Here is a 23,733-nt window from a genome sequence, read left to right on the forward strand (position 1 = left end):
TGCGCTCCATCAAATAACCCACCGGAGTCGCAGCCATGCCCATTGCCTTGCTCGCGCTGACCCTCAGCGCCTTCGCCATCGGGACGACCGAGTTCGTCATCGTTGGCCTGTTACCCACCATCGGCGCCGATCTCGGGGTCAGCCTGCCGTCCGCCGGCCTGCTGGTCAGCCTCTACGCCCTGGGTGTGGCCATCGGTGCGCCGGTGCTGACCGCCCTCACCGGCAAAGTCCCGCGCAAATTGCTGCTGTTGTCGCTGATGGTGCTGTTTACCCTCGGCAACCTGCTGGCCTGGAAAGCCCCGAGTTACGAATCGCTGATCATTGCGCGGATCGTCACCGGCCTGGCCCACGGGGTGTTTTTCTCAATTGGCTCGACCATCGCCACCAGCCTGGTGCCGAAGGAAAAAGCCGCCAGCGCCATCGCGATCATGTTCACCGGCCTGACCGTGGCGCTGGTCACCGGCGTGCCGTTGGGGACCTTTATCGGCCAGCATTTCGGCTGGCGTGAAACCTTCCTCGCTGTGTCGGCATTGGGTGTAATCGCCTTTATCGGCAGCCTGATCTACGTGCCGAAAAACATCGCCCACAGCAAACCCGCTTCCCTGTTGCAGCAATTGCAGGTGCTCAAACAACCGCGCCTGCTGTTGGTGTACGCCATGACCGCTGTCGGTTACGGCGGCTCGTTCATCGCCTTCACCTTTCTGGCCCCGATTCTTCAGGACATCTCGGGTTTCAGCGCCAGCACCGTCAGCCTGGTATTGCTGGTGTACGGCATTTCGGTGGCGGTCGGGAACATCTGGGGCGGCAAACTGGCGGACAAACGCGGCCCGATCAGCGCCCTGAAAATCATCTTCGCCCTGCTCGCTGCCGTGTTGTTCGTCCTGACCTTCACCGCCAGCAATCCATGGCTGGCCCTGGCCACCGTGCTGGTCTGGGGTGCGGTGGCATTCGGCAACGTGCCGGGGTTGCAGGTTTACGTAGTGCGTCAGGCCGAGCATCACACCCCGCATGCGGTGGACGTGGCATCAGGGCTGAACATCGCAGCGTTTAACCTCGGGATTGCCGGTGGTGCGTGGGGCGGCGGGCTGATCGTCGCGCACATGGGGCTGATTCACACGGCGTGGATTGGTGGCTTGGTGGTGTTGGTGGCGCTGGTGCTGACGATGTGGAGTGGTCGTCTTGATCGTCTCGGGCCGGTGTATGCCGAGTCTTCAACGCGGGTCGTTGCCGGTCACTAACCCCCTGTAGGAGCTGCCGAAGGCTGCGATCTTTTGATCTTGATTTTTTAAGATCAAAAGATCGCAGCCTTCGGCAGCTCCTACGGTTGCAATCGCGACGCACACACCGTCCGTAGCCTCGTCGAAACTTTCTCGTTTGCCCGGCAGTCATCAAAAGATGGAGGGTATTCGACGGGAGGACACATGGCGGCGATTCATATCGGTATTTCCGGCTGGCGCTACACACCGTGGCGCGGGGGGTTCTATCCAAAAGGCTTGACCCAGAAGCGCGAATTGCAATTTGCCTCGCGGGCGGTCAACAGCATCGAAATCAATGGCTCGTTCTACGCCCTGCAACGGCCCGAACGCTATCTGCAGTGGTACGACGAAACCCCGCAGGGCTTCGTCTTCAGCGTTAAAGCCCCGCGCTTCATCACCCACATCAAGCGCCTGCGGGACATCCACAAACCCCTGGCGAATTTCTTCGCTTCCGGGGTGCTGGAGCTCAAGGAAAAACTCGGCCCAATCCTCTGGCAATTCCCGCCCAGCTTTAAATTCGATGCCGAACTGTTTGAAAATTTCCTCGAACAACTGCCGCACAACACTGAACAGGCTGCCGCCCTGGCCCGCCAGCACGATGCCCATGTGAACGGCCACGCCAGCCTGAAGGCCCACGGCAAAAAACCGTTGCGCCACGCCGTGGAAATTCGCCATGACAGCTTCGTCGACCCGGCCTTCACCCGTCTGCTGCGACGCTACAACACCGCCCTGGTGATCGCCGACACCGCCGGCAAATGGCCGTACCGCGAAGACCTGACCAGCGATTTCGTCTATTTGCGCCTGCACGGCGCCGAAGAACTCTACGCCAGCGGCTACACACCCCAGGCGCTGAAACGCTGGGGCGACCGGATCGATGCCTGGAATCACGGCCAACAACCAACAGACCCGCAACTGATAGCGCCGCGACAAAAACCCAAGGTACGCAAATCCCGGGAAGTGTTCTGCTATTTCGATAACGACATCAAAGTCCGCGCGCCTTTCGACGCCCGCAGCCTGCTGGAACGCTTCCATCTCGACCAAGATCTCGCCACCCGCCCCGGCGAGCCCGCCGCCGAAGGAGTGCTGCCATGAGCATCTCCGAACCGGTCGGCACCACCGACGAGCAACAGACCATCATTACCGAGGTGCGCCGTTTTACCGTGCTGACGGTCAACACCCACAAGGGTTTCACCGCCCTGAACCGGCGCTTCATCCTGCCCGAACTGCGCGAAGCGGTGCGCAGTGTCTCCGCCGACGTGGTGTTTTTGCAGGAAGTTCACGGCACTCACGAGCAGCATCCCCAGCGCTACAGCAACTGGCCGACGATGCCGCAATACGAATTTCTCGCCGACACCCTGTGGCCGCAATTCGCCTATGGCCGCAACGCGGTGTACCCGGCGGGCGATCACGGCAATGCGTTGCTGTCGAAATTCCAGATCATCCGCCACGACAACCTCGACGTGTCCATCAGCGGCCACGAGAACCGCGGCATCCTGCATTGTGTGTTGCGCCTGCCCGGTGATGGCCAGGAAGTCCACGCGATTTGCGTCCACCTCGGCCTGCATGAAGCTCATCGCACAGAACAATTGAAACTGCTGGCCCACCGCCTCGCAGAGCTGCCAGACGACGCGCCGGTGATCGTCGCCGGGGACTTCAACGATTGGCGCCAGCGCGCCGATGCCTTGCTCAAACCCTGCGGTTTGCGCGAAGTGTTCGCTGAACACCACGGCAAACCGGCGCGCAGTTTTCCGGCGCGCTGGCCGACGCTGCGCCTGGACCGCATCTACGTGCGCAACCTCAAGGCCAGCCATCCGCAGGTGTTGGCGGCGCGGCCCTGGTCACACCTTTCCGACCACGCACCGCTGTCGGTGGAGATCGAGCTATGAGCAGCCCACTGATGGAGAAAACCAGCGTGGAACAGATTGCCGCGCCACCGATGGGCGAGCCGGCCGCGGTCGACGTCGAGTATGGTTGGCAAGGTAACAATCGCGTCGACCTGTTGGAAAACGGTGAAGCCTATTTCCCTCGGGTGTTCGAGGTCATGCGCCAGGCCAAGACCGAAATCCTCCTGGAAACCTTCATCGTGTTTGAAGACAAGGTCGGCAATGAGCTCAAGCAAGTGCTCATCGACGCCGCTCAGCGGGGTGTACGCGTTACGGCCAGCCTCGACGGTTTTGGTTGTGGCGAGCTGACCACCGCCTATCTCGCCGCCTTGAATGAAGCCGGCGTACACATCCAGATTTTCGATCCGGCGCCCAAGCATCTGGGCATCCGCACCAACTGGTTCCGACGCCTGCACCGCAAGATCGTGGTGGTCGACGGCACGATTGCGTTCCTCGGCGGGATCAATTTTTCCGCTGACCATCTGGCCGACTTCGGCCCCGAGGCCAAGCAGGATTATTCCGTTGAAGTACAAGGCCCGGCAGTGGCCGACATCCATCACTTCGCGCTGCTGCAAAGCGGTCGCCCCGCCCGGGCCAAATATTGGTGGCAGCGCCGCCGGCAGCGACGCTCGGAACTGGCGATCAGCAACCATGACGGCCAGGTGCGACTGGTGTTCCGCGACAACAGCGACCATCAAACGGATATCGAAGAGGTATACCGGCAGGTACTGCGCAGCGCCCAGCGCCGCGTGGTGATCGCCAATGCCTACTTCTTCCCCGGTTATCGCCTGCTGCGCGAAATCCGCAACGCCGCGCGCCGTGGCGTTGATGTGCGGCTGATTCTGCAAGGTCAGCCGGACATGCTGGTGGCCAAGCTTGCGGCGCGCATGACCTATGACTATCTGCTCAAGGCCGGCGTGCAGATCTACGAATATTGCGACCGACCGCTGCACGGCAAAGTGGCGCTGGTGGACGAGGACTGGAGCACCGTCGGGTCGAGCAACCTTGACCCGTTGAGCCTGTCGATGAACCTGGAAGCCAACGTGTTGATCCGCGACCGGGCCTTCAATCGCGAACTGTTCGAACGCCTGGAAGAGTTGAGCAATGACCACTGCAAGGCCATGTCCCCGGACAAGGCGCCGCGCGGGCGGGTCTGGCACATGACCGTCGGTTTCCTGGTGTTCCACTTCCTGCGGCACTTCCCCGCGTGGGCCGGTTGGCTGCCGGCGCATAAGCCGCGGCTCAAACCCTTCATTCATCCGGCCGGGAGCGACCACCATGAGCCACACTGATGCCCCCTCCGCCGCTCATGCCGAGAGCCCTGCAAAATCCCGCTGGAGCCGCTGGAAAAAACCGCTGACGATGCTGTTTTTCCTGGCGCTGATCGTGCTGTTCACCATGCTCGCGCAGCGTATCGAATGGAATGAAGTATTCGACACCCTGGCCGATTTCAAGGTGCGCACGCTGATCATTGCCTCTGCGATAACCCTGGTCAGCTTCCTGGTCTACGCCTGCTTCGATCTGATCGGACGCACCTACATCCGCCAGGACCTGACCTGGAAACAGATCCTGCCGGTGGGGATCATCAGCTACGCCTTCAACCTCAACCTGAGCGCCTGGGTCGGCGGCATCGCCATGCGCTATCGGCTGTATTCACGGCTCGGCGTGAGCAAAAGCAACATCGCGAAAATCCTTGGGCTGAGCCTGGCGACGAACTGGTTTGGCTACATGGTGATTGCTGGTGCCATCTTCAGCAGCGGACTGGTCAGAATGCCACCGGGCTGGAAGCTGAGCAGCGATGCGTTGCAAGGCGTCGGCGTTTTGTTGCTGGTGGTGAGCGCGGGATATCTGGCGGCGTGCCGCTTTTCCAAGCGCCGGGAGTGGGCGATTCGCGGGGTGGAAATCGACTTGCCGTCGCTGCGCATGGCGCTGCTGCAACTGGCGCTCGGAGCGTTGAACTGGTCGTTGATGGCGGCGGTGATTTTCACCCTGTTGCCGAGCAAGCTCGACTATCCGCTGGTGCTGGGGGTGTTGTTGATCAGCGCGATTGCCGGGGTCATCACGCACATTCCGGCGGGGCTTGGGGTGCTGGAGGCAGTGTTCGTGGCGCTGCTGCAACATGAGGTGTCACGGGGCAGCCTGGTGGCGGGGTTGCTGGCTTATCGAGCGATTTATTTCATATTGCCGTTGTTGATTGCGTTGGTGATGTATCTGGTGGTGGAGGCCAAGGCGAAGGCGTTGCGGATCCCGAAGAAACCGCAGAATTGAAAGGCAAAATCAACAGATCGTAGCCTTCGGCAGCTCCTACAGGTGCCGCATTTCAATGTAGGAGTTGCCGAAGGCTGCGATCTTTTGATCTTCACGAAGATTGAATAATGCTCAACCGCTCACCCACCACCATTTCCGTGATCCAGCCCACAAGAATCGAGGTGTAGGCCTGTTGTGAAACGGGGTCGTTCAGGGCGTGATCGGCGCCATCAATGATGCGGTGAGTCAGGGAGTGAGTCTGTTGACACGCCGCCCGGTAACTCATGATCGTCGCATGGGGAATGTGGTCGTCAGTCTCCGATTCCACCAGCAACACATCCCCGGTAAACGCCGCACAGGCATGCAACGCCCGATTGTTGGCGGCATGTACTAGCGTGCTGCGGTAATCGAGTAAATCCACCTTGTCCAATTCCCGCTTGGGCGTGTGCCATTGCTCGTCGCGATACAGCGCCGGCACCCGCAGCGCCAGCCAGCGCACCGGGCGCAAGGACGTGAGGATCGCCGCCAGGTAACCGCCATAACTGGTGCCGACCACGGCAATCGCCGAGGTGTCGAGGGCCGGGTGCGCAAGCAAGCGGTCGTAAGCCGCCAGCAAGTCGCGCAAGTTGTCTTCCCGAGTCACCTGGGACAACGCAATGCCCGTGCCGCCGGTATGCCCGCGCAGGTCGAAGGTCAAACAGACACAACCCAGACCGGCGATGCCTTTGGCCCGTTCCAGATCCCGCTCCTGACTGCCGCCCCAGCCGTGTACAAACAACACGCCGGGGACTTTCGATTTGGGGCTGAGGAAATGCCCGGTCATCTGTTCGCCGTCGATGTCGATTTCAATGGTTTCGCTTCTAGCCGTCATAGGATTTAACCGTTACGTACTTGAGAAGAAAGTCGCTGTTTTGCGCCGGGCCGCGGTACACCTCGATGGCGTCCGCCGGCAGCGGCTGGTCGATGTAGGTTTCTACCGACGACACGCGAATCGCGCGCATCCCCGGATCGTTGACGAAGCTTTGCAACGCGGCGATTTCAGCGCTGCTGGCACCGCCCATGCGCCAGGATTGTTCGAGCACGCCGCTGCGCTGTTTGCCGCTACTGTCCAGGCCCTGGGCGATGTCGTAGTTGCGTCGCGAGGCGTAGAAACCGGGGTAAGCCTCATCCGCCGCGCTGTCGAACACTTGGGCTTGCTGTATCGCCAGGCGCACATCCTCGGGCAGTTCCAGCTCCAGCAGATCCTCGTAGTAACCCTGGACCACCAGCAGATTGGAGCCTCCATAAACCTGCTCGCCCTGACCGTCTTCGGTCAAGTATTGATCACCGCAGTAACTGAGCACCTTGTCGCCGATAAACGCCTGGCCGACGCTGTGGGTGATGACCTGGTCGAGGTCCTGCTCCAGCACCACGCCTTCGGTGAACAATCGCTCGGCGTCGGACCGGGCGAGGATGGCATCGAACTGGTCGAGGCTCTTGATCACTTCCTGACCGCGCCCGGCGCAGGCATGAATGGGTTTGAGGCGGATCGGGCCGTTGTAGAGCAAGTGCTCCGCCGCTGGCCGCGCATCCTCCAGGGAAAACACGCTGAGGCCATCGAGCACGACACTGCGCACCCGTTCGGAAAACAGTGGCGACCAGCCTTCGGGAGCGAACGCATTGCGGTTGAGTAAACCGTGGCTGATGGCTTTGGTGCAGATAAAGTCGTGGTCGACATAACCGCCCCACAGATCTTCCGGTCCTTTGACACCGAACTGCAGCGCTGCGGCGGCACCGACCAGCGTCTGGGTCGGCAGCAGGTACAGGTCACGGCCGTTGTGCAATTCGGCGTCGTAGCTGCCGCCGTATTTGAGCCCGAGGATCTGCGCCAGCCAACGGGCCAGCGCGCGATTGGTTTCGACTTCGTGCAGCGGGGCTTCAGGCCGCACGGAATGAGCGACGACGAGTTTTTTGCGATTTGTTGGGGTCATGCGTCCCCCTTCAATCTGCGCTTGATGAATGTTGCTTGATGGGTGCAGAGATCAGGCCAACGGCGACTGAAAAGAAATGGCTTTCAGATCAATCGTTTGCCCAGCCCGTGATGGCGTTAGGCCTGTTTGATTCTGCACGACCCCTTACCGGATCCCGGCATTTTGCACGACGATCCCCTGTAGGAGCATAGCTTGCTCGCGATGGCGGCCTGATCAGTCACATCAATGTGAATGTGCCGATGTCATCGCGAGCAGGCTTTGCTCCTACAGGTTCAGCGAGTCAGTGCAACGGGCGGCGTCACCCCAAACCGCACCCGATAATCACTCGGCGCCAGCCCGGTGATTTTCTTGAACGTGGCGCGAAATGCGCTCGGGTCCTGGTAACCCACGGTCCAGGCGATGTGGTCGATGGTGCCGTTGGTGAACTCCAGCATTTCCCGGGCCTTGCCGACCCGCAGGTGCTGGCAGTACTCGGTGGGTTTCAAACCGGTAGCCGAGCGGAACCGGCGCAGAAAGGTGCGCTCCTCCAGCCCTGCCCGTTCGGCCATCGCCGTCAGCGACACGTCGGTCGCACCGGTGCTTTGCAGCCAATGCTGGGCCTTGAGAATCGATGCATCGCCATGGCTGAGGATCGGCGCAAAGTTGCTGCCGCACTGGCTCGCACTGTCGCTGTGCTCGATCACCAGAAACCGTGCAGTACTGGCGGCGATGCTTGGCCCGAGCAAGCGGTCGACCATGCGCAAACCCAGCTCGGACCAGGCCATCAACCCGGCGGTGGTGATCAAGTCGCCGTCATCGACGATCGGCGTATCGGCCAGGAGCTTGATCGCCGGGTAACGTTCGGCAAAGGCTTTGGCCGAGGTCCAGTGAGTAGTGGCGCTACGACCGTCGAGCAAGCCGCTTTCGGCCAGCAGGATCGAACCCACGCAAACGCCGCCCAGCGTCGCGCCTTGCGCATGTTGCTGACGAATCCAGCGCAGCAGCTCTTGGGGTGCCTGGCTTTCGGAAAAGCCGCCAATCGATGGCGGGATCATCACCGCCACCAATGCGTTGTCCGGGCTTGGATGACTGTCATACACGCGCTCGGGCGTCTGTTCGCCCTCCACCCGCCAGTGACTGACCCGCAGCAACGGCAACTGCGCCGCCTGATGCTCGGCGGCGATCCGGTTGGCGACCCCGAACAAGTCCGTCAACCCATGCACCGCCGCCATCTGCGCGCCGGGATAGATCAGCACACCCAGTTCGGCGACTGCCCTTTCTACGTCCATTGTCAGTTTTCCCCCTTCTATTGTCGGTGCAGCCAATCCTCGGATGGTCGGCCAGCGCCAATACTTCATTCCACACCAACACACTCTTCGAGGAAACACCCATGGCCAAGCAAGCGCTCATCGTAGTTGATATCCAGAACGACTACTTCCCCCAGGGCAAGTGGCCGTTGGTCGGCGCCGACGCCGCAGCGGATAACGCCGTACGCCTGATCAAAGCCTTTCGCGATGCCGGTGATCCGGTGGTGCACATCCGCCATGAATTCAGCTCCGACGCCGCGCCCTTCTTCACCCCGGGCTCCGAAGGCGCGAAGCTGCACCCCAAAGTCCTCAACCGCGCCGACGAACCGGTAGTGCTCAAGCACTTCGTCAATTCGTTCCGCGAAACCGAACTGGAGGCCATCCTCGATGAACAAGGCATCGAGAACCTGGTGGTCGTCGGCAGCATGAGCCACATGTGCGTCGACGGCATCACCCGCGCCGCTGCCGACCTTGGCTACGCCGTAACGGTGATCCACGACGCCTGCGCCACCCGCGACCTGGAGTTCAATGGTGTGACGGTGCCGGCCGCCCATGTTCACGCCGCGTTCATGTCGGCCCTGGGTTTTGCCTATGCCAGCGTGGTGTCCGCCGACGAATTCCTCGCAAGCTGACCTCATCGAAACAACTGGATAAACAAAAAGGCCCGCAGCGTTCTCGCGCTGCGGGCCTTTGTATTTCCGTTGGTAAAAAATCTCACGCGTGAGCTATTGAGAGGTGCAAAAAATCACTGTAGTGTTTCTCACGCGTGAGATTTCACAACGGAGCCACCAGTATGAAAAGCAGCTCTCCATCAGGTCCGCCTGCCGAGCCTGTTACCGATACAGCGAGCCGCAAGGGAGAGCGCTCGAAACCGTCCGCGAAAAAACCATCAAGCTTTTACATGAAGCAGATGCGCGCGGGCCTGGGTGCCGCCGGTTATGTGAAACACGAAACTTGGGTGCTTCCCGAAAACCGAAGCCTGCTCAAGCAGATGGAGAAACAGCTACGCCAACCGATCCTGGCTGGCTCATTCATGTCGGAGAATTTCATGAGCGCAGGTAACAACTGGAACATCGACCGCCTCTTCAGTGCCCTCCAGGCCCTTGATGAAGTGGTTTCCAACGACATCACCCTTTCCCTCGTTCAAGGCTCCGAATCCAGCATCAAACTGGAAATGAACGACTTTGGCGGTTTGCCGATTTACATCGCGGTCGTGGGCGAGCAAATCATCGTCGACACCGTGCTGGTGGACGTCGAATCGATCAAGGACGTGCCGGCCTTCAACGACGCCGTGCTGCGCAGCCGCGAACTGTTCCCGCTGTCCTCGATCGGTATCGAGTCGATGCCGAACGGGCAGGTCGTCTACAACATGTTCGGCGCACTGAGCTCCGATTCGAGCCTGACCAACGTCGTGACCGAGGTCAAAACCCTCGTCGACAATGTGCAGCGCGCCAGCGAAGCCTTTGAACGGTTCTTCCATTAATTATTCAGCAATAGGGCATATCCAATGACTCAGTCCATCTGGAGCAAATTGTTCACCGCGCTGCGCGGCGGCGCCAGTGAAGTCGGCGAAGCCATCGTCGACCAACAGGCCCTGCGCATCCTCGACCAGGAAATTCGCGATGCTGACAGCGCCCTGGCCAACGCCAAGCGTGAACTGGTCACCATCATGGCCAAGCACAAACTGTCGGCTGATCGCGTGGCCGAGTACAACGCCAAGATCAAGGACCTGGAAACCAAGGCCATGGCCGCGATCCAGGCCAACCGCGAAGACCTGGCGATGGAAGTGGCCGAAGCCATTTCGACCCTGACCAACGAACTCGATGTCGAGCAGAAGCAAGCCACCGAATTCGGCGGTTACGCGGACAACATGCGCAAAGACATCACCAAGGCCGAAAACCGCATCAAAAGCCTGCGCCAGCAAGTGGACATGGCCAAGGCTCGCGAAAGCGTACAGAAAGCCCAGGTCAGCGCTTCGATCGCCAGTGGCGGCGCCAACGGCAAGCTGGAAACCGCCGTCGGTACCCTGAACCGTTTGCAGGCCAAGCAACAACAACGCGCAGCAGAACTGGAAGCCCAGGATGAACTGGCCGACGCATCGACCGGCACTGATCTGGAGCGCAAACTGCGCGAAGCCGGTATCACCCCGGACACGGGCAGCGCCAACGCGATCCTGGAACGTCTAAAGCAAAAATCGGCCGAGTAACCGGCCCTGCGCATAACCTGTGGGAGCGGGCTTGCTCGCGAAGAGGGAGTGTCAGTTAACAGAAATGTTGCCTGACACACCGCCTTCGCCAGCAAGCCCGCTCCCACATGGATTGTGGTGTTCCCTTCACTAATTCGTTGCCGTCCCTTTTTTTTGTCGAGTCGAGGTCAAGGATGGATGCCCTGAAGGGTTTCAAGATAATCGCAGGCTTGGCGATCTTCATGGTTGCGCTGCAAGTGCTCAATGTCGTGTCCGGCTACAGCCTGCTTTCATTCGGCCTGGTACCGAGAACACTCTACGGACTGCCCGGCATCCTCACCTCGCCTTTTCTCCATGCGTCTTTCGCGCACCTGAGCGCCAACCTGATTCCCTTTTTGATTCTTGGCACCCTGGTCATCGTCGATGGGCTCAACCGGTTCCTGGCCGTCAGCGCGATCATCATTGGGCTGGGCGGCTTGCTGGTCTGGCTGTTCGGCTTTTCCGGCCTGCATATTGGCGCCAGCGGCTGGGTGTTCGGGTTGTGGGCGTACATCCTGTCCCGCGCCTGGTTCCAGCACAGTTGGGGCAACCTGATAACGGCTGCGGTCGTCGCCTTGCTGTATGGCGGGCTGGTCTTTGGCTTCCTGCCGCGCCAGGGGGTTTCCTTCGAAGGCCATATCGCCGGAGCGTTCGCCGGATTTATTGCAGCAAAGGTACTTCTCTCGGCGCCCGGCAACAGGTTTAATGCCGCCCGGTAATGCCAGCATTACCTGGAACGAGTCTTCCCACGGAGTCAGGGACGCCATGTCGATTTTTCTTTTGTTACGCGTGTATGCCGCGACCTTCTTCCACCGCTTCGGCTGGGCAGGACTGGCGATTGCCTTGGGCATACACATGAGCACGGCTTATATCGGCCTGGTGCTTCTGGGCGAGCAACACCTCACCGCCCCCGCTACGTTTACCTACTTCTATCTCACCACCACGCTGACGGTCGGCTACGGCGATCTCGCGCCACAAACAGCGGCGGGACGCGTGTTCGTGGCCACCTGGATCATGCTCGGCGGCATTGCGCTGCTGACGGCAGCCATCGGCAAAACCACCAGCAGCGTCATCGATGTATGGAGAAAAGGCATGAAGGGCAAAGGCGATTTCACCGGCAAGTCCGGCCATACGGTGCTCATTGGCTGGGAGGGTTCGTCCAGCGAGCGGGTCATCGAGTTGCTGCTGGAGGATGAAACCTCCAACGACAACCTGATCGTCATTTGCGATTGCGACCTCGAAGAAAACCCCATGCCGGGCAAAGCCGCCTTCATCAAAGGTGAAAGCCTGTCCTCCAGCGCGCTATTAGTGCGGGCCGGCGTGCCCGGCGCCGAACGCGTGCTGGTGCGCACCCATTCCGACGACCTGACCTTGGCCACCGTGCTGGCGGTCAATCAACTGGGCCCGGTCGGACATGTGGTGGCGCACTTCAATGAGAGCGAAATCGCTGCGCTCGCCAGCTCTTACGCGCCCAGCCTGGAATGCACGTCGAGCATGGCCATCGAGATGCTGGTGCGCGCGTCTCAGGATCCAGGCTCGTCCGTGGTCATCAACGAGTTGTTGTGCGTGGGCCAGGGCGCCACTCAATACTTGATGAAACTGCCGCAGGACTATGTGGCAACATTCGGCGAGCTGTATGCACGAATGAAAGAACACCACAACGCGACCCTTATCGGCTATCGCGCCAAGGGTGCTCAGCAGCCGTCGATCAATCCGCCCAACGCCACGCGCATTGAGGGCGGTGAACTCTTCTATATCGCCTCCACTCGCCTCAAGGAAATCTCCAATGGGATGGTTTAAACAGTTGATGGGGCTTGAGGCCCCGGCCCCGAAAGCGGACTCGACGTGGACAGCCAATGACAGCCAGCAAGTGGTCGGCCCGCTGGGCCTGGCGCTGGGCAAAGGCGTGATGTTCGACAGCATGCTTAAATTGCTGCTCGACGAAAAAACCGCCGTGACCATCCCCGACTCCCAGCAGATCTGGTGCGTCGGCACTGTCGATCTCGGGCAGTCGAACTGGCTGTCGCGTTATTACATGAACGATGAAGACTACTGGTTGCAAGTGCACACCACCGGCGACGTCGCCGGGCAGGTCGAGTCGGTCATCCTGTTCAACTACCTCACCTACGTGACCATCAACAGTGAAGCGGAGTTGAGTCGTCTGGCCGGCCCGCAAAGCCTGATCGGGCTACCGTTCTACGCCCATAAGGGCGTCGAATTCACCCGCGAATGGGGCACCGAAAACGGACAAACAGAGCTGGTAGCCCTGAGCGAACACCTGAAAAATCCGAATGAGTCCTACACCATCGAGCACCGTTCAATGCTGTACGCCCGCGAAACCGGCCTGACCGATCGACGGGAGTTCCTGCTGTTTTCCGTCGAAGAGGACGCCGAAGGCACCATCAGCTTGAGCACATCGCTGGGCATTTCGCTGTACACATCCGACCTGAACTCTCTTTAAAAAGGAAGAATTCCATGCTTGAAGCGCTCTCTATCTCCCTGAACAAGCCCGCCGTGCTTGGGTTTGTCACCTATATCATCGGCGCTGCCGTGATATTCGCGCTGTTCCAGTTCATCTATACCCGCATTACCCCGCACAAAGAGTTCGAACTGATCCGCGCGGGCAACGTCGCGGCCGCGATTGCCTTGGGTGGCGCGATCATCGGCTTCGCCATTCCGGCCAGTAACGTGATTGCCTACTCGATCAGCATCCTCGATTTCGTGGTCTGGGCAGTCATCGCCGCCTTCGTCCAGTTGCTGGCATTCCTGATGACCAGCCTGGTACTCAAGGGCACTTCCGAGCGCATCCGCAATGGTGAAATCGCTGCCGGCATCTACGTGGCAGCCGTGGCCATCAGCGTCGGCATGCTAAACGCCGCGTGCATGACCCCGTCCCAGAACTGATCGCGCAAACGGAGATTGTGATGAAACGAAGCAAGTACGTTCAGCTCTCGCTGGCCGCGTCGGTGGCCATGGCGATCTCAGGCTGCGGGCCAACGGAACAAACCTACGAGATACACAAGAAGTACAACTTCCAGTCCGTTCAGCAGTGCGCCGATGAAAAGCTCCCGGTCGACATCTGTTCTGACGCCTACATGAAGGCCATGACCCAGCATCGAAGCATTGCGCCGGTGTACGACAACAAGGCCGATTGCGATGCCGACTTTGTCGCCGACTGGTGCCAACAGGATTCCGCCGGCAAGTTCATCCCCAAGCTCGGCGGTTTCGAACTCAGCGCCGATGGCGAAGTGACGCAATCCGAAGTAGACGCGGCCAAGGCTAAACTGCCGGCGTCGGAAGCGAGCGCCGCCAGTGGTTCCGGGTTCTCCGGCAGCAGCCTGCTGACCGGATTGCTGATCGGCAACATGCTCAGCAGCAACCGCAACAGCTACTACTCGGAGCCGGTCTACCGCTACCGCGATGATCGTGGCAGCTACTCGAACTCAACACTCAGCCAGCGGGTCTCGAGCGGTTCGACCTTTAACAGGTCCAATCAGGCGCGGTACGGCAGCAGTAGCAGTTACACCGACACCATCACTCGCAGCAAACCGGTGTCTGTCGCCTCCTCCACTTCCCGCGGCGGCTTCGGCAGCCAGGCCAGTGCACGCAGTGGCTGGGGCGGATCGAGCAAGGGTTCTGGCGGTTCGAGCAGCTAAGGGAACAGGGCCATGAAGAAAATCCTCTGCGCAGAACGTTATGACTGGAAACAGACCGCCGAAAGCCTCGGTTTTATGTTCCATACCATCGACGACGAACCCTACTGGGACGAGAGCGCGTATTACCAGTTCACGCTCAAGCAGATCGAGAACGATCTGGAAGACCCGACCACCGAGCTCCATGAAATGTGCATGGACATGGTGGCCCGCGTGGTGCAAAGCGAGGAGTTGCTGGAGCGCCTGAGCATTCCGGCGCCGTTCTTCGACCTGGTCCGCACTTCATGGCTCGAAGGCCACCCGCATTTGTACGGGCGCATGGATTTTTCCTATAACGGCAGCGGCCCGGCCAAGTTGCTGGAACTGAACTACGACACGCCGACCAGCCTGTATGAAGCGGCGGCGTTTCAGTGGGGCTGGCTGGAGCAATGCATCGAACGCGGCCTGCTGCCCAAGCACGCCGACCAGTTCAACAGCATCGACACCAAGCTGCATCAGGCCTTTGCGCAACTGCAACTCAAGCAGCCGTTCTATTTCGCCTCGATGAAAGGCTCGGTCGAAGACAAAGGCACCACGGACTACCTGCGGCTGATCGCGGAAAAGGTCGGCATCGAATCACGCCACATCGACCTTGAAGACATCGGCCTCACCAGTGACGGGCGTTTCGTCGACCTCGAAGATCACTGGATTCCGCACCTGTTCAAGTTGCATGCCTGGGAGTTCATCTTCCACGAACCGTTTGGTGCTGCAATCGCCCAGAGCGATACGCAGTTTTTCGAACCGGCCTGGAAATCGATCATCTCCAACAAAGGCATCCTGCCGCTGTTGTGGGAGTTCAACAAAGGTCACCCGAACCTGCTCGCGGCGCACGTCGATACCGACCCGAATAAAGCCGTGCCGAAAGGTTGGGTGCGCAAACCCTACTTCTCCCGGGAAGGCGCCAACATCGAGTTGCAAACTGCCGACGGTCTGATCGTGAAAGAAGACGGTCCCTACACGGATGCGCCGTTTATCCTTCAGGAATTTGCCCCATTGCCTCAGTTTGGCGACAGCTTCACGCTGGTGGGCTCCTGGGTGATTGGCGACCAAGCGGCCGGCATCGGTGTGCGGGAAGACAACAGCTTGATCACCAAGGATTCGAGCCGGTTTTTGCCGCATCTGATCCTCGATTGACCGATCCACTGCCCAAAAAAACGCCCGGTGCCGTGCATCGGGCTTTAGGGTGAAACGGGTGTAAACCAGGCACAGGACGAGACTTACGACTGAAAAGCCGGATAATGGCGGCCAATTCGTCTATCCCGTTATTCTGGTAATCCCCCATGGAAATCAAGGTCAACTTTCTCGACAACCTTCGGCTTGAAGCAAAGTTCGATGACTTCACGGTGGTGGCCGATCAACCTATCCGCTACAAGGGCGATGGCTCGGCACCTGGCCCGTTCGATTACTTTCTGGCTTCATCAGCTTTGTGTGCGGCTTATTTCGTGAAGTTGTATTGCGACACTCGCAGTATTCCTACCGAGAACATCCGCCTGTCGCAGAACAACATTGTTGATCCGGAAAACCGCTACAACCAGATTTTCAAGATTCAGGTCGAGTTGCCGGCGGATATCTCCGACAAGGACCGCCAGGGCATCCTGCGTTCCATCGACCGCTGCACCGTGAAAAAAGTGGTGCAAGCCGGGCCTGAGTTTGTGATCGAAGAAGTGGAAAACCTCGACGCCGATGCCCAGGCATTGTTGATGCCGGCTTCCAGTTCAGAGGCGAGCACTTTTATTGCCGGCAAGGACCTGCCGCTGGAGCAGACCATCGCCAATATGTCCGCCATTCTGGCTGACCTGGGCATGAAGATTGAAATCGCTTCGTGGCGCAACATCGTTCCCAATGTGTGGTCGCTGCACATCCGCGATGCGCACTCGCCGATGTGTTTTACCAATGGCAAGGGCGCAACCAAGGAAGGCGCGCTGGCGTCGGCGTTGGGCGAGTTTATCGAACGACTCAACTGCAACTTCTTCTACAACGACCAGTTCTGGGGCGAAGACATCGCCCATGCGGCGTTTGTGCACTACCCGGACGAACGCTGGTTCAAGCCTGGCCGCAAAGATGCACTGCCGAGCGAAATTCTCGACGAGTACTGCCTGAAAATTTATAACCGCGAGGGCGAGCTGCGTGGTTCCCACCTGATCGATACCAACTCCGGTAACGAAGAACGCGGCATCTGCTCGCTGCCGTACGTGCGCCAGTCGGACGGCGAGGTGGTGTACTTCCCGTCCAACCTGATCGAAAACCTGTTCCTGAGCAACGGCATGAGTGCCGGCAACACGCTGGCCGAAGCCCAGGTGCAATGCCTGTCGGAAATCTTCGAGCGCGCGGTCAAACGCGAAATCATCGAAGGCGAATTTGCACTGCCGGATGTACCGGCTGATGTGCTGGCGAAGTACCCCGGGATCCTGGCCGGTATTCAGGCGCTGGAAGAACAAGGGTTCCCGGTGTTGGTGAAGGATGCTTCCCTGGGCGGTGAGTTCCCGGTGATGTGCGTCACGTTGATGAACCCGCGCACTGGCGGTGTGTTCGCCTCGTTCGGCGCGCACCCGAGCCTGGAAGTGGCGCTGGAACGCAGCCTCACCGAATTGTTGCAGGGCCGCAGCTTCGAAGGCCTCAACGACCTGCCCCAGCCGACGTTTGAAGGCCACGCGGTGACCGAGCCGAATAACTTCGTCGAGCACTTTATCGACTCCAGCGGCGTGGTGTCGTGGCGCTTCTTCAGTGCCAAGTCGGATTACGAATTCGTGGAGTGGGACTTCTCCGGCCAGGGTGAAAACTCGAATGCCGAGGAAGCCGCAACCTTGTTCGGCATTCTTAAAGGCATGGGCAAAGAATCGTACATGGCGGTCTACGAGCATATCGGCGCAACGGCGTGCCGCATCCTGGTGCCGGACTATTCGGAAATCTATCCTGCGGACGATCTGATCTGGGATAACACCAACAAAGCACTGTTCTTCCGCGCCGATATCCTGAACCTGCATCGCCTGGACGAAGAAGAACTGCAAGCGCTGGTTGAGCGTCTGGTGGAAAGTGAGCTGGACGACTACACCGACATCGCCAGCTTGATCGGCATCGAATTTGATGACAATACGGCTTGGGGTCAGCTGACCATCCTGGAATTGAAGCTACTGATTTATCTCGCCTTGCAGCAATTTGAAGAGGCGAAAGAGGCAGTAGAAATGTTCCTGCAGTACAACGACAACACGGTTGAGCGCGGTTTGTTCTACCAAGCCGTCAATGTGGTGCTGGAGATGAAACTGGACGAAGACCTGGAACTGGAAGACTACGAGGCCAATTTCCGCCGGATGTTTGGCACTGAGCGCACGGATGCCGCGATCGGCTCGGTGGACGGCAGCGTACGCTTCTATGGCTTGACGCCGACCAGCATGAAACTGGAGGGGCTCGACCGGCACCTGCGGTTGATCGAGAGCTACAAGAAACTGCACTCGGCACGGGCCAATGTGACCGCTTTATCCCGTTAAACAACGCCCACAAAAAAGCGAAGCCATATGGCTTCGCTTTTTTTGTTTACGGTTCTGAAAAAGCTGCGGATCAGAACGGGATATCGTCATCAAAACTGTCGAAATCCGGAGCCGGTTGCGGCGCTGCCTGCTGTGGAGCTGGCGCCTGGCGCGACTGTTGCGGTGCCGACGACTGCTGCGGGCGCGGAGCCTGCTGCTGGCGTGGGGCTGGAGCGGACTGCTGGTAGTTATTGCCCCCTCCTTGTTGGTCGCCCTGTTGTGGACGGCCGCCCAGCAGTTGCATGGTGCCTTGCATGTCGACCACGATTTCAGTGGTGTAACGCTTGATACCGTCTTTTTCCCACTCGCGGGTTTGCAGCTTGCCTTCGATGTAGACCTGCGAACCTTTACGCAGGTACTCGCCGGCGATCTCGGCAACCTTGCCGAACATCGACACACGGTGCCATTCGGTCTTTTCGACCTTCTGACCGGTTTGCTTGTCGGTCCACTGTTCGCTGGTCGCCAGACTCAGGTTGGTCACGGCGTTACCGTTAGGCAAGTAGCGAACTTCGGGATCCTGGCCGCAAGTGCCGACCAATATGACTTTGTTAACCCCACGGGCCATAACGTTCTCCTAGGCTACGCACGCTGCCTCGGCCGGGTTGTTCACCAGGCGCTCAAGGGTCGTGCGATCCAATAGTTCTGTGTCCAATTTGATGTAAATCGCCGCTTCGTCTGCGACGACCACTGCATCTGTTACCCCTACGACGGCCTTCAGGCGCTCGACCAGACCCGCTTCGCGGATCGCCTCGGGCGACAGCGGCAAGCGCAAGCTCGTCACGTAAGGTGGTTCGCGCATGGTAACAGCAAAGGCCAACCAGAGGGCAGCCAGGCCGGCGCATCCGAGGAAGACAACCGACAAACCGCCATGCTGGAACATCCAGCCGCCGAGGATCCCGCCCAGCGCCGAACCGAGGAACTGACTGGTGGAGTAAACCCCCATTGCCGTGCCTTTGCCGCCCGCCGGTGAAACCTTGCTGATCAGCGATGGCAAGGAAGCTTCCAGCAGATTGAACGCGGTAAAGAACACCACCGTCCCGATCACCAGAGCCCGCAAGCTGTCACCGAACTGCCAGAAGAATAGCTCAGTGAGCATCAGCGTCGCGACGGCGCCCAATAAAACTCGTTTCATTTTGCGTTTCTTCTCGCCGTAGATGATGAACGGGATCATGGCGAAGAAGGAAATCAGCAATGCGGTCAGGTAGACCCACCAGTGCTGCTCTTTAGGCAGCCCGGCTTTTTCGACCAGGGCCAGGGGCAATGCAACGAAGCTCGACATCAACATCGCATGTAACACAAAAATGCCGAGGTCCAGGCGCAGCAGGTCCGGGTGCTTGAGCGTCGGGATCAGCGCCTGGCGCGCAACGCCGGATTCGCGGTGCTGCAACGGCCCGGTGGCGCGCGGCACCATGAACATCACGATGACGATGCCGAACAGTGCCATTCCGCCCGTCGCCAGGAACAGCCCGGACAGGCCGAAGGCACGGGTCAGCAAGGGGCCGACCACCATGGCCACGGCGAACGACAGACCGATCGTCATCCCGATCATGGCCATGGCTTTGGTCCGATGCTGTTCCCGGGTCAGGTCCGACAGCAACGCCATGACCGCTGCGGAAATCGCCCCGGCGCCTTGCAGGACGCGCCCGGCGATGACGCCCCAGATCGAATCGGCATTGGCTGCCAGCACGCTGCCGAGGGCGAAAACGATCAGCCCCAGGTAAATTACCGGGCGTCGACCGATACGGTCGGAAATGAAACCGAACGGAATCTGGAACAGCGCCTGGGTCAGGCCGTAAGCGCCAATCGCCAGCCCGATCAGGGCCGGGGTCGCTCCCGCCAGGTCCATGCCATAGGTCGCCAGTACCGGCAACACCATAAACATGCCAAGCATACGGAAGGCGAACACCAGGGCCAGACCGCTGGCTGCGCGAGTCTCGCTGCCACTCATGCGTTCGCTGTGGGGATCGTGCATGGAAAAACCTCATGTGAACCGGCGGCGATTCTACCAGTCCCATCGATTGACGGGGTATATCGCGACGCTATGACGCGCATAGATGACGCAGTCTTCATGTAAGCCTGCGCGACCCGCATTTGATAGTGTGCATCCATCCAGTATTTGGCCGTATACTCCTACGTTTTCGACGCCCGCCGAGCGAGGCCACTTTGGACAAGATCCTGATTCGTGGGGCCCGAACCCACAACCTGAAGAACATCGACCTGACCCTGCCACGGGACAAACTGATCGTCATCACCGGCCTGTCCGGATCCGGCAAGTCGTCCCTGGCATTCGACACGCTGTACGCCGAAGGCCAGCGCCGCTATGTCGAATCGCTGTCGGCCTACGCCCGGCAATTCCTGTCGATGATGGAAAAGCCTGACGTCGACACCATCGAAGGCCTGTCGCCGGCGATCTCCATCGAACAGAAGTCGACCTCGCATAACCCGCGCTCGACGGTCGGCACCATCACCGAAATCTACGACTACTTGCGCCTGCTTTACGCTCGCGTGGGTATTCCGCGCTGCCCGGATCACGATATTCCGCTGGAAGCCCAGACCGTCAGCCAGATGGTCGACCTGGTCCTTGCTCAGCCGGAAGGCAGCAAATTGATGCTGCTGGCGCCGGTGATTCGCGAGCGCAAAGGCGAACATCTGTCGGTTTTCGAAGAACTGCGCGCCCAGGGGTTTGTGCGTGCGCGGGTCAACGGCCGGCTCTGCGAGCTGGACGAGTTGCCGAAGCTGGATAAACAGAAGAAGCATTCGATCGATGTCGTGGTCGACCGTTTCAAGGTCCGTGCTGACTTGCAACAGCGTCTGGCCGAGTCGTTCGAGACTGCGCTGAAGCTGGCAGACGGTATCGCCCTGGTGGCGCCGATGGACGACGAGCCTGGCGAAGAAATCATCTTCTCTGCACGCTTCGCCTGTCCAATTTGTGGCCACGCGATCAGCGAACTGGAACCCAAGCTGTTCTCCTTCAACAACCCGGCCGGCGCCTGCCCGACTTGCGATGGCCTGGGCGTTAAGCAGTTCTTCGACATCAAGCGACTGGTAAACGGTGAACTGACCCTGGCCGAAGGCGCGATTCGCGGCTGGGACAGGCGCAACGTCTATTACTTCCAGATGCTCGGGTCACTGGCGTCCCACTACAAGTTCAGCCTGGAAGTACCGTTCAACGACCTGCCGGCCGATCAGCAGAAGTTCATCCTGCACGGCAGCGGTTCGCAGAATGTCGACTTTAAATACCTGAACGACCGTGGCGACATCGTTAAACGCTCGCACCCGTTCGAAGGCATCGTGCCGAACCTGGAACGCCGCTACCGCGAAACCGAGTCCGCCTCGGTCCGTGAAGAACTGGCCAAGTTCCTCAGCACCCAGCCTTGCCCGGATTGCCGTGGCACGCGTCTGCGTCGCGAGGCGCGGCACGTGTGGGTCGGCGAGAAGACCTTGCCGGCGGTGACCAATCTGCCGATTGGCGATGCGTGTGAGTATTTCGGCGTGCTGAAACTCACCGGCCGTCGTGGCGAAATTGCCGACAAGATTCTCAAGGAAATCCGTGAGCGTCTGCAGTTCCTGGTTAACGTCGGTCTCGACTATCTGTCACTGGATCGCAGTGCCGACACGTTGTCTGGCGGTGAGGCTCAGCGTATTCGCTTGGCCAGTCAGATCGGCGCAGGTTTGGTGGGGGTTTTGTATATCCTCGATGAACCGTCGATTGGCTTGCACCAGCGGGACAACGATCGGTTGCTTGGCACGCTCAAGCACCTGCGAGACATCGGCAACACCGTAATTGTGGTCGAGCACGACGAAGATGCGATTCGTCTGGCGGACTATGTTGTGGACATCGGCCCTGGCGCCGGCGTGCACGGCGGGCATATCGTCGCGGAAGGCACTCCGGCCGAAGTCATGGCGCACCCGGACTCGCTGACTGGGAAGTACCTGTCGGGCCGCGTGAAGATCGCAGTGCCGGCCAAGCGCACCCCGCGTAACAAGAAGCTGACTCTGTCGCTTAAGGGTGCTCGTGGCAACAACCTGCGCAATGTCGATCTGGAGATTCCGCTGGGTCTGCTGACGTGTGTGACTGGCGTGTCCGGCTCCGGCAAATCGACGCTGATCAACAACACCCTGTTCCCGTTGAGCGCTACGGCACTCAATGGCGCGACGACGCTTGAAGCTGCCGCTCACGACAGCATCAAGGGCCTTGAGCACCTGGACAAAGTTGTAGACATCGACCAGAGCCCGATCGGTCGTACACCACGCTCCAACCCGGCGACTTACACCGGGTTGTTCACGCCGATTCGTGAATTGTTCGCTGGCGTGCCCGAGTCTCGCTCCCGTGGTTACGGCCCGGGGCGTTTTTCCTTCAACGTGAAGGGCGGACGCTGCGAAGCTTGTCAGGGCGATGGCCTGATCAAGGTGGAAATGCACTTCCTGCCAGACATCTATGTCCCGTGCGACGTCTGCAAGAGCAAGCGTTACAACCGCGAAACCCTGGAGATCAAGTACAAGGGCAAGAACATCCACGAAACCCTCGAGATGACCATCGAGGAAGCGCGAGTGTTCTTCGACGCGGTGCCAGCGCTGGCGCGCAAGCTGCAGACGCTGATGGACGTCGGCCTGTCGTACATCAAGCTCGGGCAGTCGGCTACGACGTTGTCTGGCGGTGAAGCCCAGCGGGTGAAATTGTCCCGTGAGCTGTCCAAGCGCGATACCGGCAAGACCCTGTATATCCTCGACGAGCCGACTACCGGCCTGCACTTCGCGGATATCCAGCAATTGCTCGACGTACTGCATCGCTTGCGTGACCACGGCAACACCGTGGTGGTGATCGAACACAACCTGGACGTGATCAAGACCGCCGACTGGTTGGTGGACCTTGGGCCGGAAGGTGGCTCCAAAGGCGGGCAGATCATTGCCGTCGGTACGCCGGAGGAAGTGTCGGAGATGAAGCAATCTCACACCGGCTTCTACCTCAAGCCGCTGCTGGCTCGCGACAAGGCCTGATCAAGGCCCATGAAAAAGCCCCTGTCACTTCATCAGTGACAGGGGCTTTTTTGTATCCGCGTTTTTATCCGGGAATCAGCACTGCGATTGCAGGTAATTTTCCAGACCGATCAACTTGATCAGACCCAACTGCTTCTCCAGCCAGTAGGTGTGATCCTCTTCAGTGTCGGCCAGTTGAATACGCAGGATCTCACGGCTGACGTAGTCTTTGTGCAGCTCGCAGAGCTCGATGCCCTTGCAGAGTGCGGCGCGGACTTTGTATTCCAGTCGCAGGTCGGCAGCGAGCATGTCAGGCACTGTGGTGCCCACATCCAGGTCGTCCGGACGCATGCGTGGCGTGCCTTCGAGCATCAGGATGCGACGCATCAGGGCGTCAGCGTGCTGCGCCTCTTCTTCCATCTCGTGGTTGATACGTTCGTAGAGCTCGGTGAAACCCCAGTCCTCATACATCCGCGAATGAACGAAATATTGATCACGTGCGGCCAGCTCGCCGGTCAGCAACGTGTTGAGGTAATCGATTACGTCTGGGTGGCCTTGCATCGCCCTACATCTCCCTGCTTGAAAGTCTGTAGTTTGAACCAAGCCGACTGTTTGGTCACGCCGGTTGCGCGATAAAAGCGAAGATATTCTGAGAAAAGTAGTTTAAATAACGC

Annotated in this window: 22 protein-coding genes; 16 read left to right on the top strand and 6 right to left on the bottom strand. The window is 59.5% G+C overall.

The window, feature by feature from the left end:
- Positions 1 to 35: 35 nt before the first annotated feature.
- From ACA071_RS28160 to ACA071_RS28180, 5 genes are all read left to right on the top strand, one after another.
- On the top strand, positions 36 to 1,238 hold the full coding sequence (locus tag ACA071_RS28160; RefSeq protein WP_497642051.1) for an MFS transporter: 1,203 nt from the start codon (positions 36 to 38) through the stop codon (positions 1,236 to 1,238).
- A 183-nt stretch (positions 1,239 to 1,421) separates the two neighbouring features.
- Positions 1,422 to 2,348, top strand: coding sequence for a DUF72 domain-containing protein (locus ACA071_RS28165; RefSeq protein ID WP_497642052.1), 927 nt, complete (start codon positions 1,422 to 1,424; stop codon positions 2,346 to 2,348).
- A complete protein-coding gene (locus tag ACA071_RS28170; RefSeq protein ID WP_497642053.1) occupies positions 2,345 to 3,142 on the top strand; it encodes an endonuclease/exonuclease/phosphatase family protein in 798 nt (265 codons plus the stop codon). Before ACA071_RS28165 ends, ACA071_RS28170 begins: the two co-directional genes overlap by 4 nt.
- Positions 3,139 to 4,431: a cardiolipin synthase ClsB gene (gene clsB / locus ACA071_RS28175; RefSeq protein WP_497642055.1), complete on the top strand. Its 1,293-nt coding sequence runs from the start codon at positions 3,139 to 3,141 to the stop codon at positions 4,429 to 4,431. The genes ACA071_RS28170 and clsB overlap by 4 nt, the downstream gene beginning before the upstream one ends.
- On the top strand, positions 4,418 to 5,407 hold the full coding sequence (locus tag ACA071_RS28180; RefSeq protein WP_497642057.1) for a lysylphosphatidylglycerol synthase domain-containing protein: 990 nt from the start codon (positions 4,418 to 4,420) through the stop codon (positions 5,405 to 5,407). The genes clsB and ACA071_RS28180 overlap by 14 nt, the downstream gene beginning before the upstream one ends.
- Before the next feature lie 91 nt (positions 5,408 to 5,498).
- On the opposite strand, the gene ACA071_RS28185 is transcribed toward ACA071_RS28180, so the two are convergent.
- From ACA071_RS28185 to ACA071_RS28195, 3 genes are all read right to left on the bottom strand, one after another.
- On the bottom strand, positions 5,499 to 6,257 hold the full coding sequence (locus tag ACA071_RS28185) for an alpha/beta hydrolase family protein (RefSeq protein ID WP_497642059.1): 759 nt from the start codon (positions 6,255 to 6,257) through the stop codon (positions 5,499 to 5,501).
- Entirely contained in the window at positions 6,247 to 7,356 is a 1,110-nt protein-coding gene (locus ACA071_RS28190; protein ID WP_497642060.1) for a DUF3182 family protein, read from the bottom strand. The genes ACA071_RS28185 and ACA071_RS28190 overlap by 11 nt, the downstream gene beginning before the upstream one ends.
- Positions 7,357 to 7,628: 272 nt before the next feature.
- Positions 7,629 to 8,624, bottom strand: a complete 996-nt coding sequence (locus ACA071_RS28195; protein ID WP_497642061.1) for a GlxA family transcriptional regulator — start codon at positions 8,622 to 8,624, stop codon at positions 7,629 to 7,631.
- A 101-nt stretch (positions 8,625 to 8,725) separates the two neighbouring features.
- On the opposite strand from ACA071_RS28195, the gene ACA071_RS28200 reads away from it, so the two are divergent.
- The 10 genes from ACA071_RS28200 to ACA071_RS28245 all read left to right on the top strand — a co-directional run bounded on the left by ACA071_RS28200 (position 8,726) and on the right by ACA071_RS28245 (position 18,043).
- Entirely contained in the window at positions 8,726 to 9,274 is a 549-nt protein-coding gene (locus tag ACA071_RS28200; RefSeq protein WP_497642063.1) for a cysteine hydrolase family protein, read from the top strand.
- Positions 9,275 to 9,543: 269 nt separating this feature from the next.
- Positions 9,544 to 10,125, top strand: coding sequence for a YjfI family protein (locus tag ACA071_RS28205; protein ID WP_497642065.1), 582 nt, complete (start codon positions 9,544 to 9,546; stop codon positions 10,123 to 10,125).
- Positions 10,126 to 10,149: 24 nt separating this feature from the next.
- The gene (locus ACA071_RS28210) at positions 10,150 to 10,848 is read left to right on the top strand and encodes a PspA/IM30 family protein (protein ID WP_497642066.1); all 699 of its coding nucleotides are present in this window, start codon (positions 10,150 to 10,152) and stop codon (positions 10,846 to 10,848) included.
- A gap of 173 nt (positions 10,849 to 11,021) precedes the next feature.
- Positions 11,022 to 11,585, top strand: a complete 564-nt coding sequence (locus tag ACA071_RS28215) for a rhomboid family intramembrane serine protease (RefSeq protein WP_497642067.1) — start codon at positions 11,022 to 11,024, stop codon at positions 11,583 to 11,585.
- Between the two features lie 46 nt (positions 11,586 to 11,631).
- Positions 11,632 to 12,666 (top strand): ion channel, encoded by a 1,035-nt coding sequence (locus tag ACA071_RS28220; RefSeq protein ID WP_497642068.1) that lies wholly within the window; start codon positions 11,632 to 11,634, stop codon positions 12,664 to 12,666.
- Positions 12,653 to 13,327 carry a DUF2491 family protein gene (locus ACA071_RS28225; RefSeq protein WP_497642070.1) on the top strand — a complete coding sequence of 225 codons (675 nt, stop codon included), beginning with the start codon at positions 12,653 to 12,655 and terminating at the stop codon, positions 13,325 to 13,327. The genes ACA071_RS28220 and ACA071_RS28225 overlap by 14 nt, the downstream gene beginning before the upstream one ends.
- Positions 13,328 to 13,341: 14 nt before the next feature.
- Positions 13,342 to 13,770: a DUF350 domain-containing protein gene (locus tag ACA071_RS28230; RefSeq protein WP_497642072.1), complete on the top strand. Its 429-nt coding sequence runs from the start codon at positions 13,342 to 13,344 to the stop codon at positions 13,768 to 13,770.
- Between the two features lie 20 nt (positions 13,771 to 13,790).
- A complete protein-coding gene (locus tag ACA071_RS28235; RefSeq protein WP_497642073.1) occupies positions 13,791 to 14,522 on the top strand; it encodes a DUF1190 domain-containing protein in 732 nt (243 codons plus the stop codon).
- A 12-nt stretch (positions 14,523 to 14,534) separates the two neighbouring features.
- Positions 14,535 to 15,692: a glutathionylspermidine synthase family protein gene (locus tag ACA071_RS28240; RefSeq protein ID WP_497642074.1), complete on the top strand. Its 1,158-nt coding sequence runs from the start codon at positions 14,535 to 14,537 to the stop codon at positions 15,690 to 15,692.
- Between the two features lie 146 nt (positions 15,693 to 15,838).
- Positions 15,839 to 18,043 carry an OsmC domain/YcaO domain-containing protein gene (locus tag ACA071_RS28245; RefSeq protein ID WP_497642075.1) on the top strand — a complete coding sequence of 735 codons (2,205 nt, stop codon included), beginning with the start codon at positions 15,839 to 15,841 and terminating at the stop codon, positions 18,041 to 18,043.
- A gap of 70 nt (positions 18,044 to 18,113) precedes the next feature.
- Here the strand turns inward: ACA071_RS28245 and ACA071_RS28250 are convergent, their stop codons facing one another.
- Both ACA071_RS28250 and ACA071_RS28255 read right to left on the bottom strand, forming a co-directional pair.
- Complete coding sequence (locus tag ACA071_RS28250; RefSeq protein ID WP_497642076.1) at positions 18,114 to 18,647, bottom strand: single-stranded DNA-binding protein; 534 nt, start codon at positions 18,645 to 18,647, stop codon at positions 18,114 to 18,116.
- A 9-nt stretch (positions 18,648 to 18,656) separates the two neighbouring features.
- Positions 18,657 to 20,054, bottom strand: coding sequence for an MFS transporter (locus ACA071_RS28255; RefSeq protein WP_497642077.1), 1,398 nt, complete (start codon positions 20,052 to 20,054; stop codon positions 18,657 to 18,659).
- A gap of 191 nt (positions 20,055 to 20,245) precedes the next feature.
- Between ACA071_RS28255 and uvrA the strand changes: the two genes are divergently transcribed.
- Positions 20,246 to 23,080 (top strand): excinuclease ABC subunit UvrA, encoded by a 2,835-nt coding sequence (gene uvrA / locus ACA071_RS28260; protein WP_497642078.1) that lies wholly within the window; start codon positions 20,246 to 20,248, stop codon positions 23,078 to 23,080.
- A gap of 75 nt (positions 23,081 to 23,155) precedes the next feature.
- On the opposite strand, the gene bfr is transcribed toward uvrA, so the two are convergent.
- Positions 23,156 to 23,620, bottom strand: coding sequence for a bacterioferritin (bfr, locus tag ACA071_RS28265; protein WP_497642079.1), 465 nt, complete (start codon positions 23,618 to 23,620; stop codon positions 23,156 to 23,158).
- Between the last annotated feature and the right edge of the window lie 113 nt (positions 23,621 to 23,733).

It is taken from the genome of Pseudomonas sp. LBUM1646, assembly GCF_059716165.1.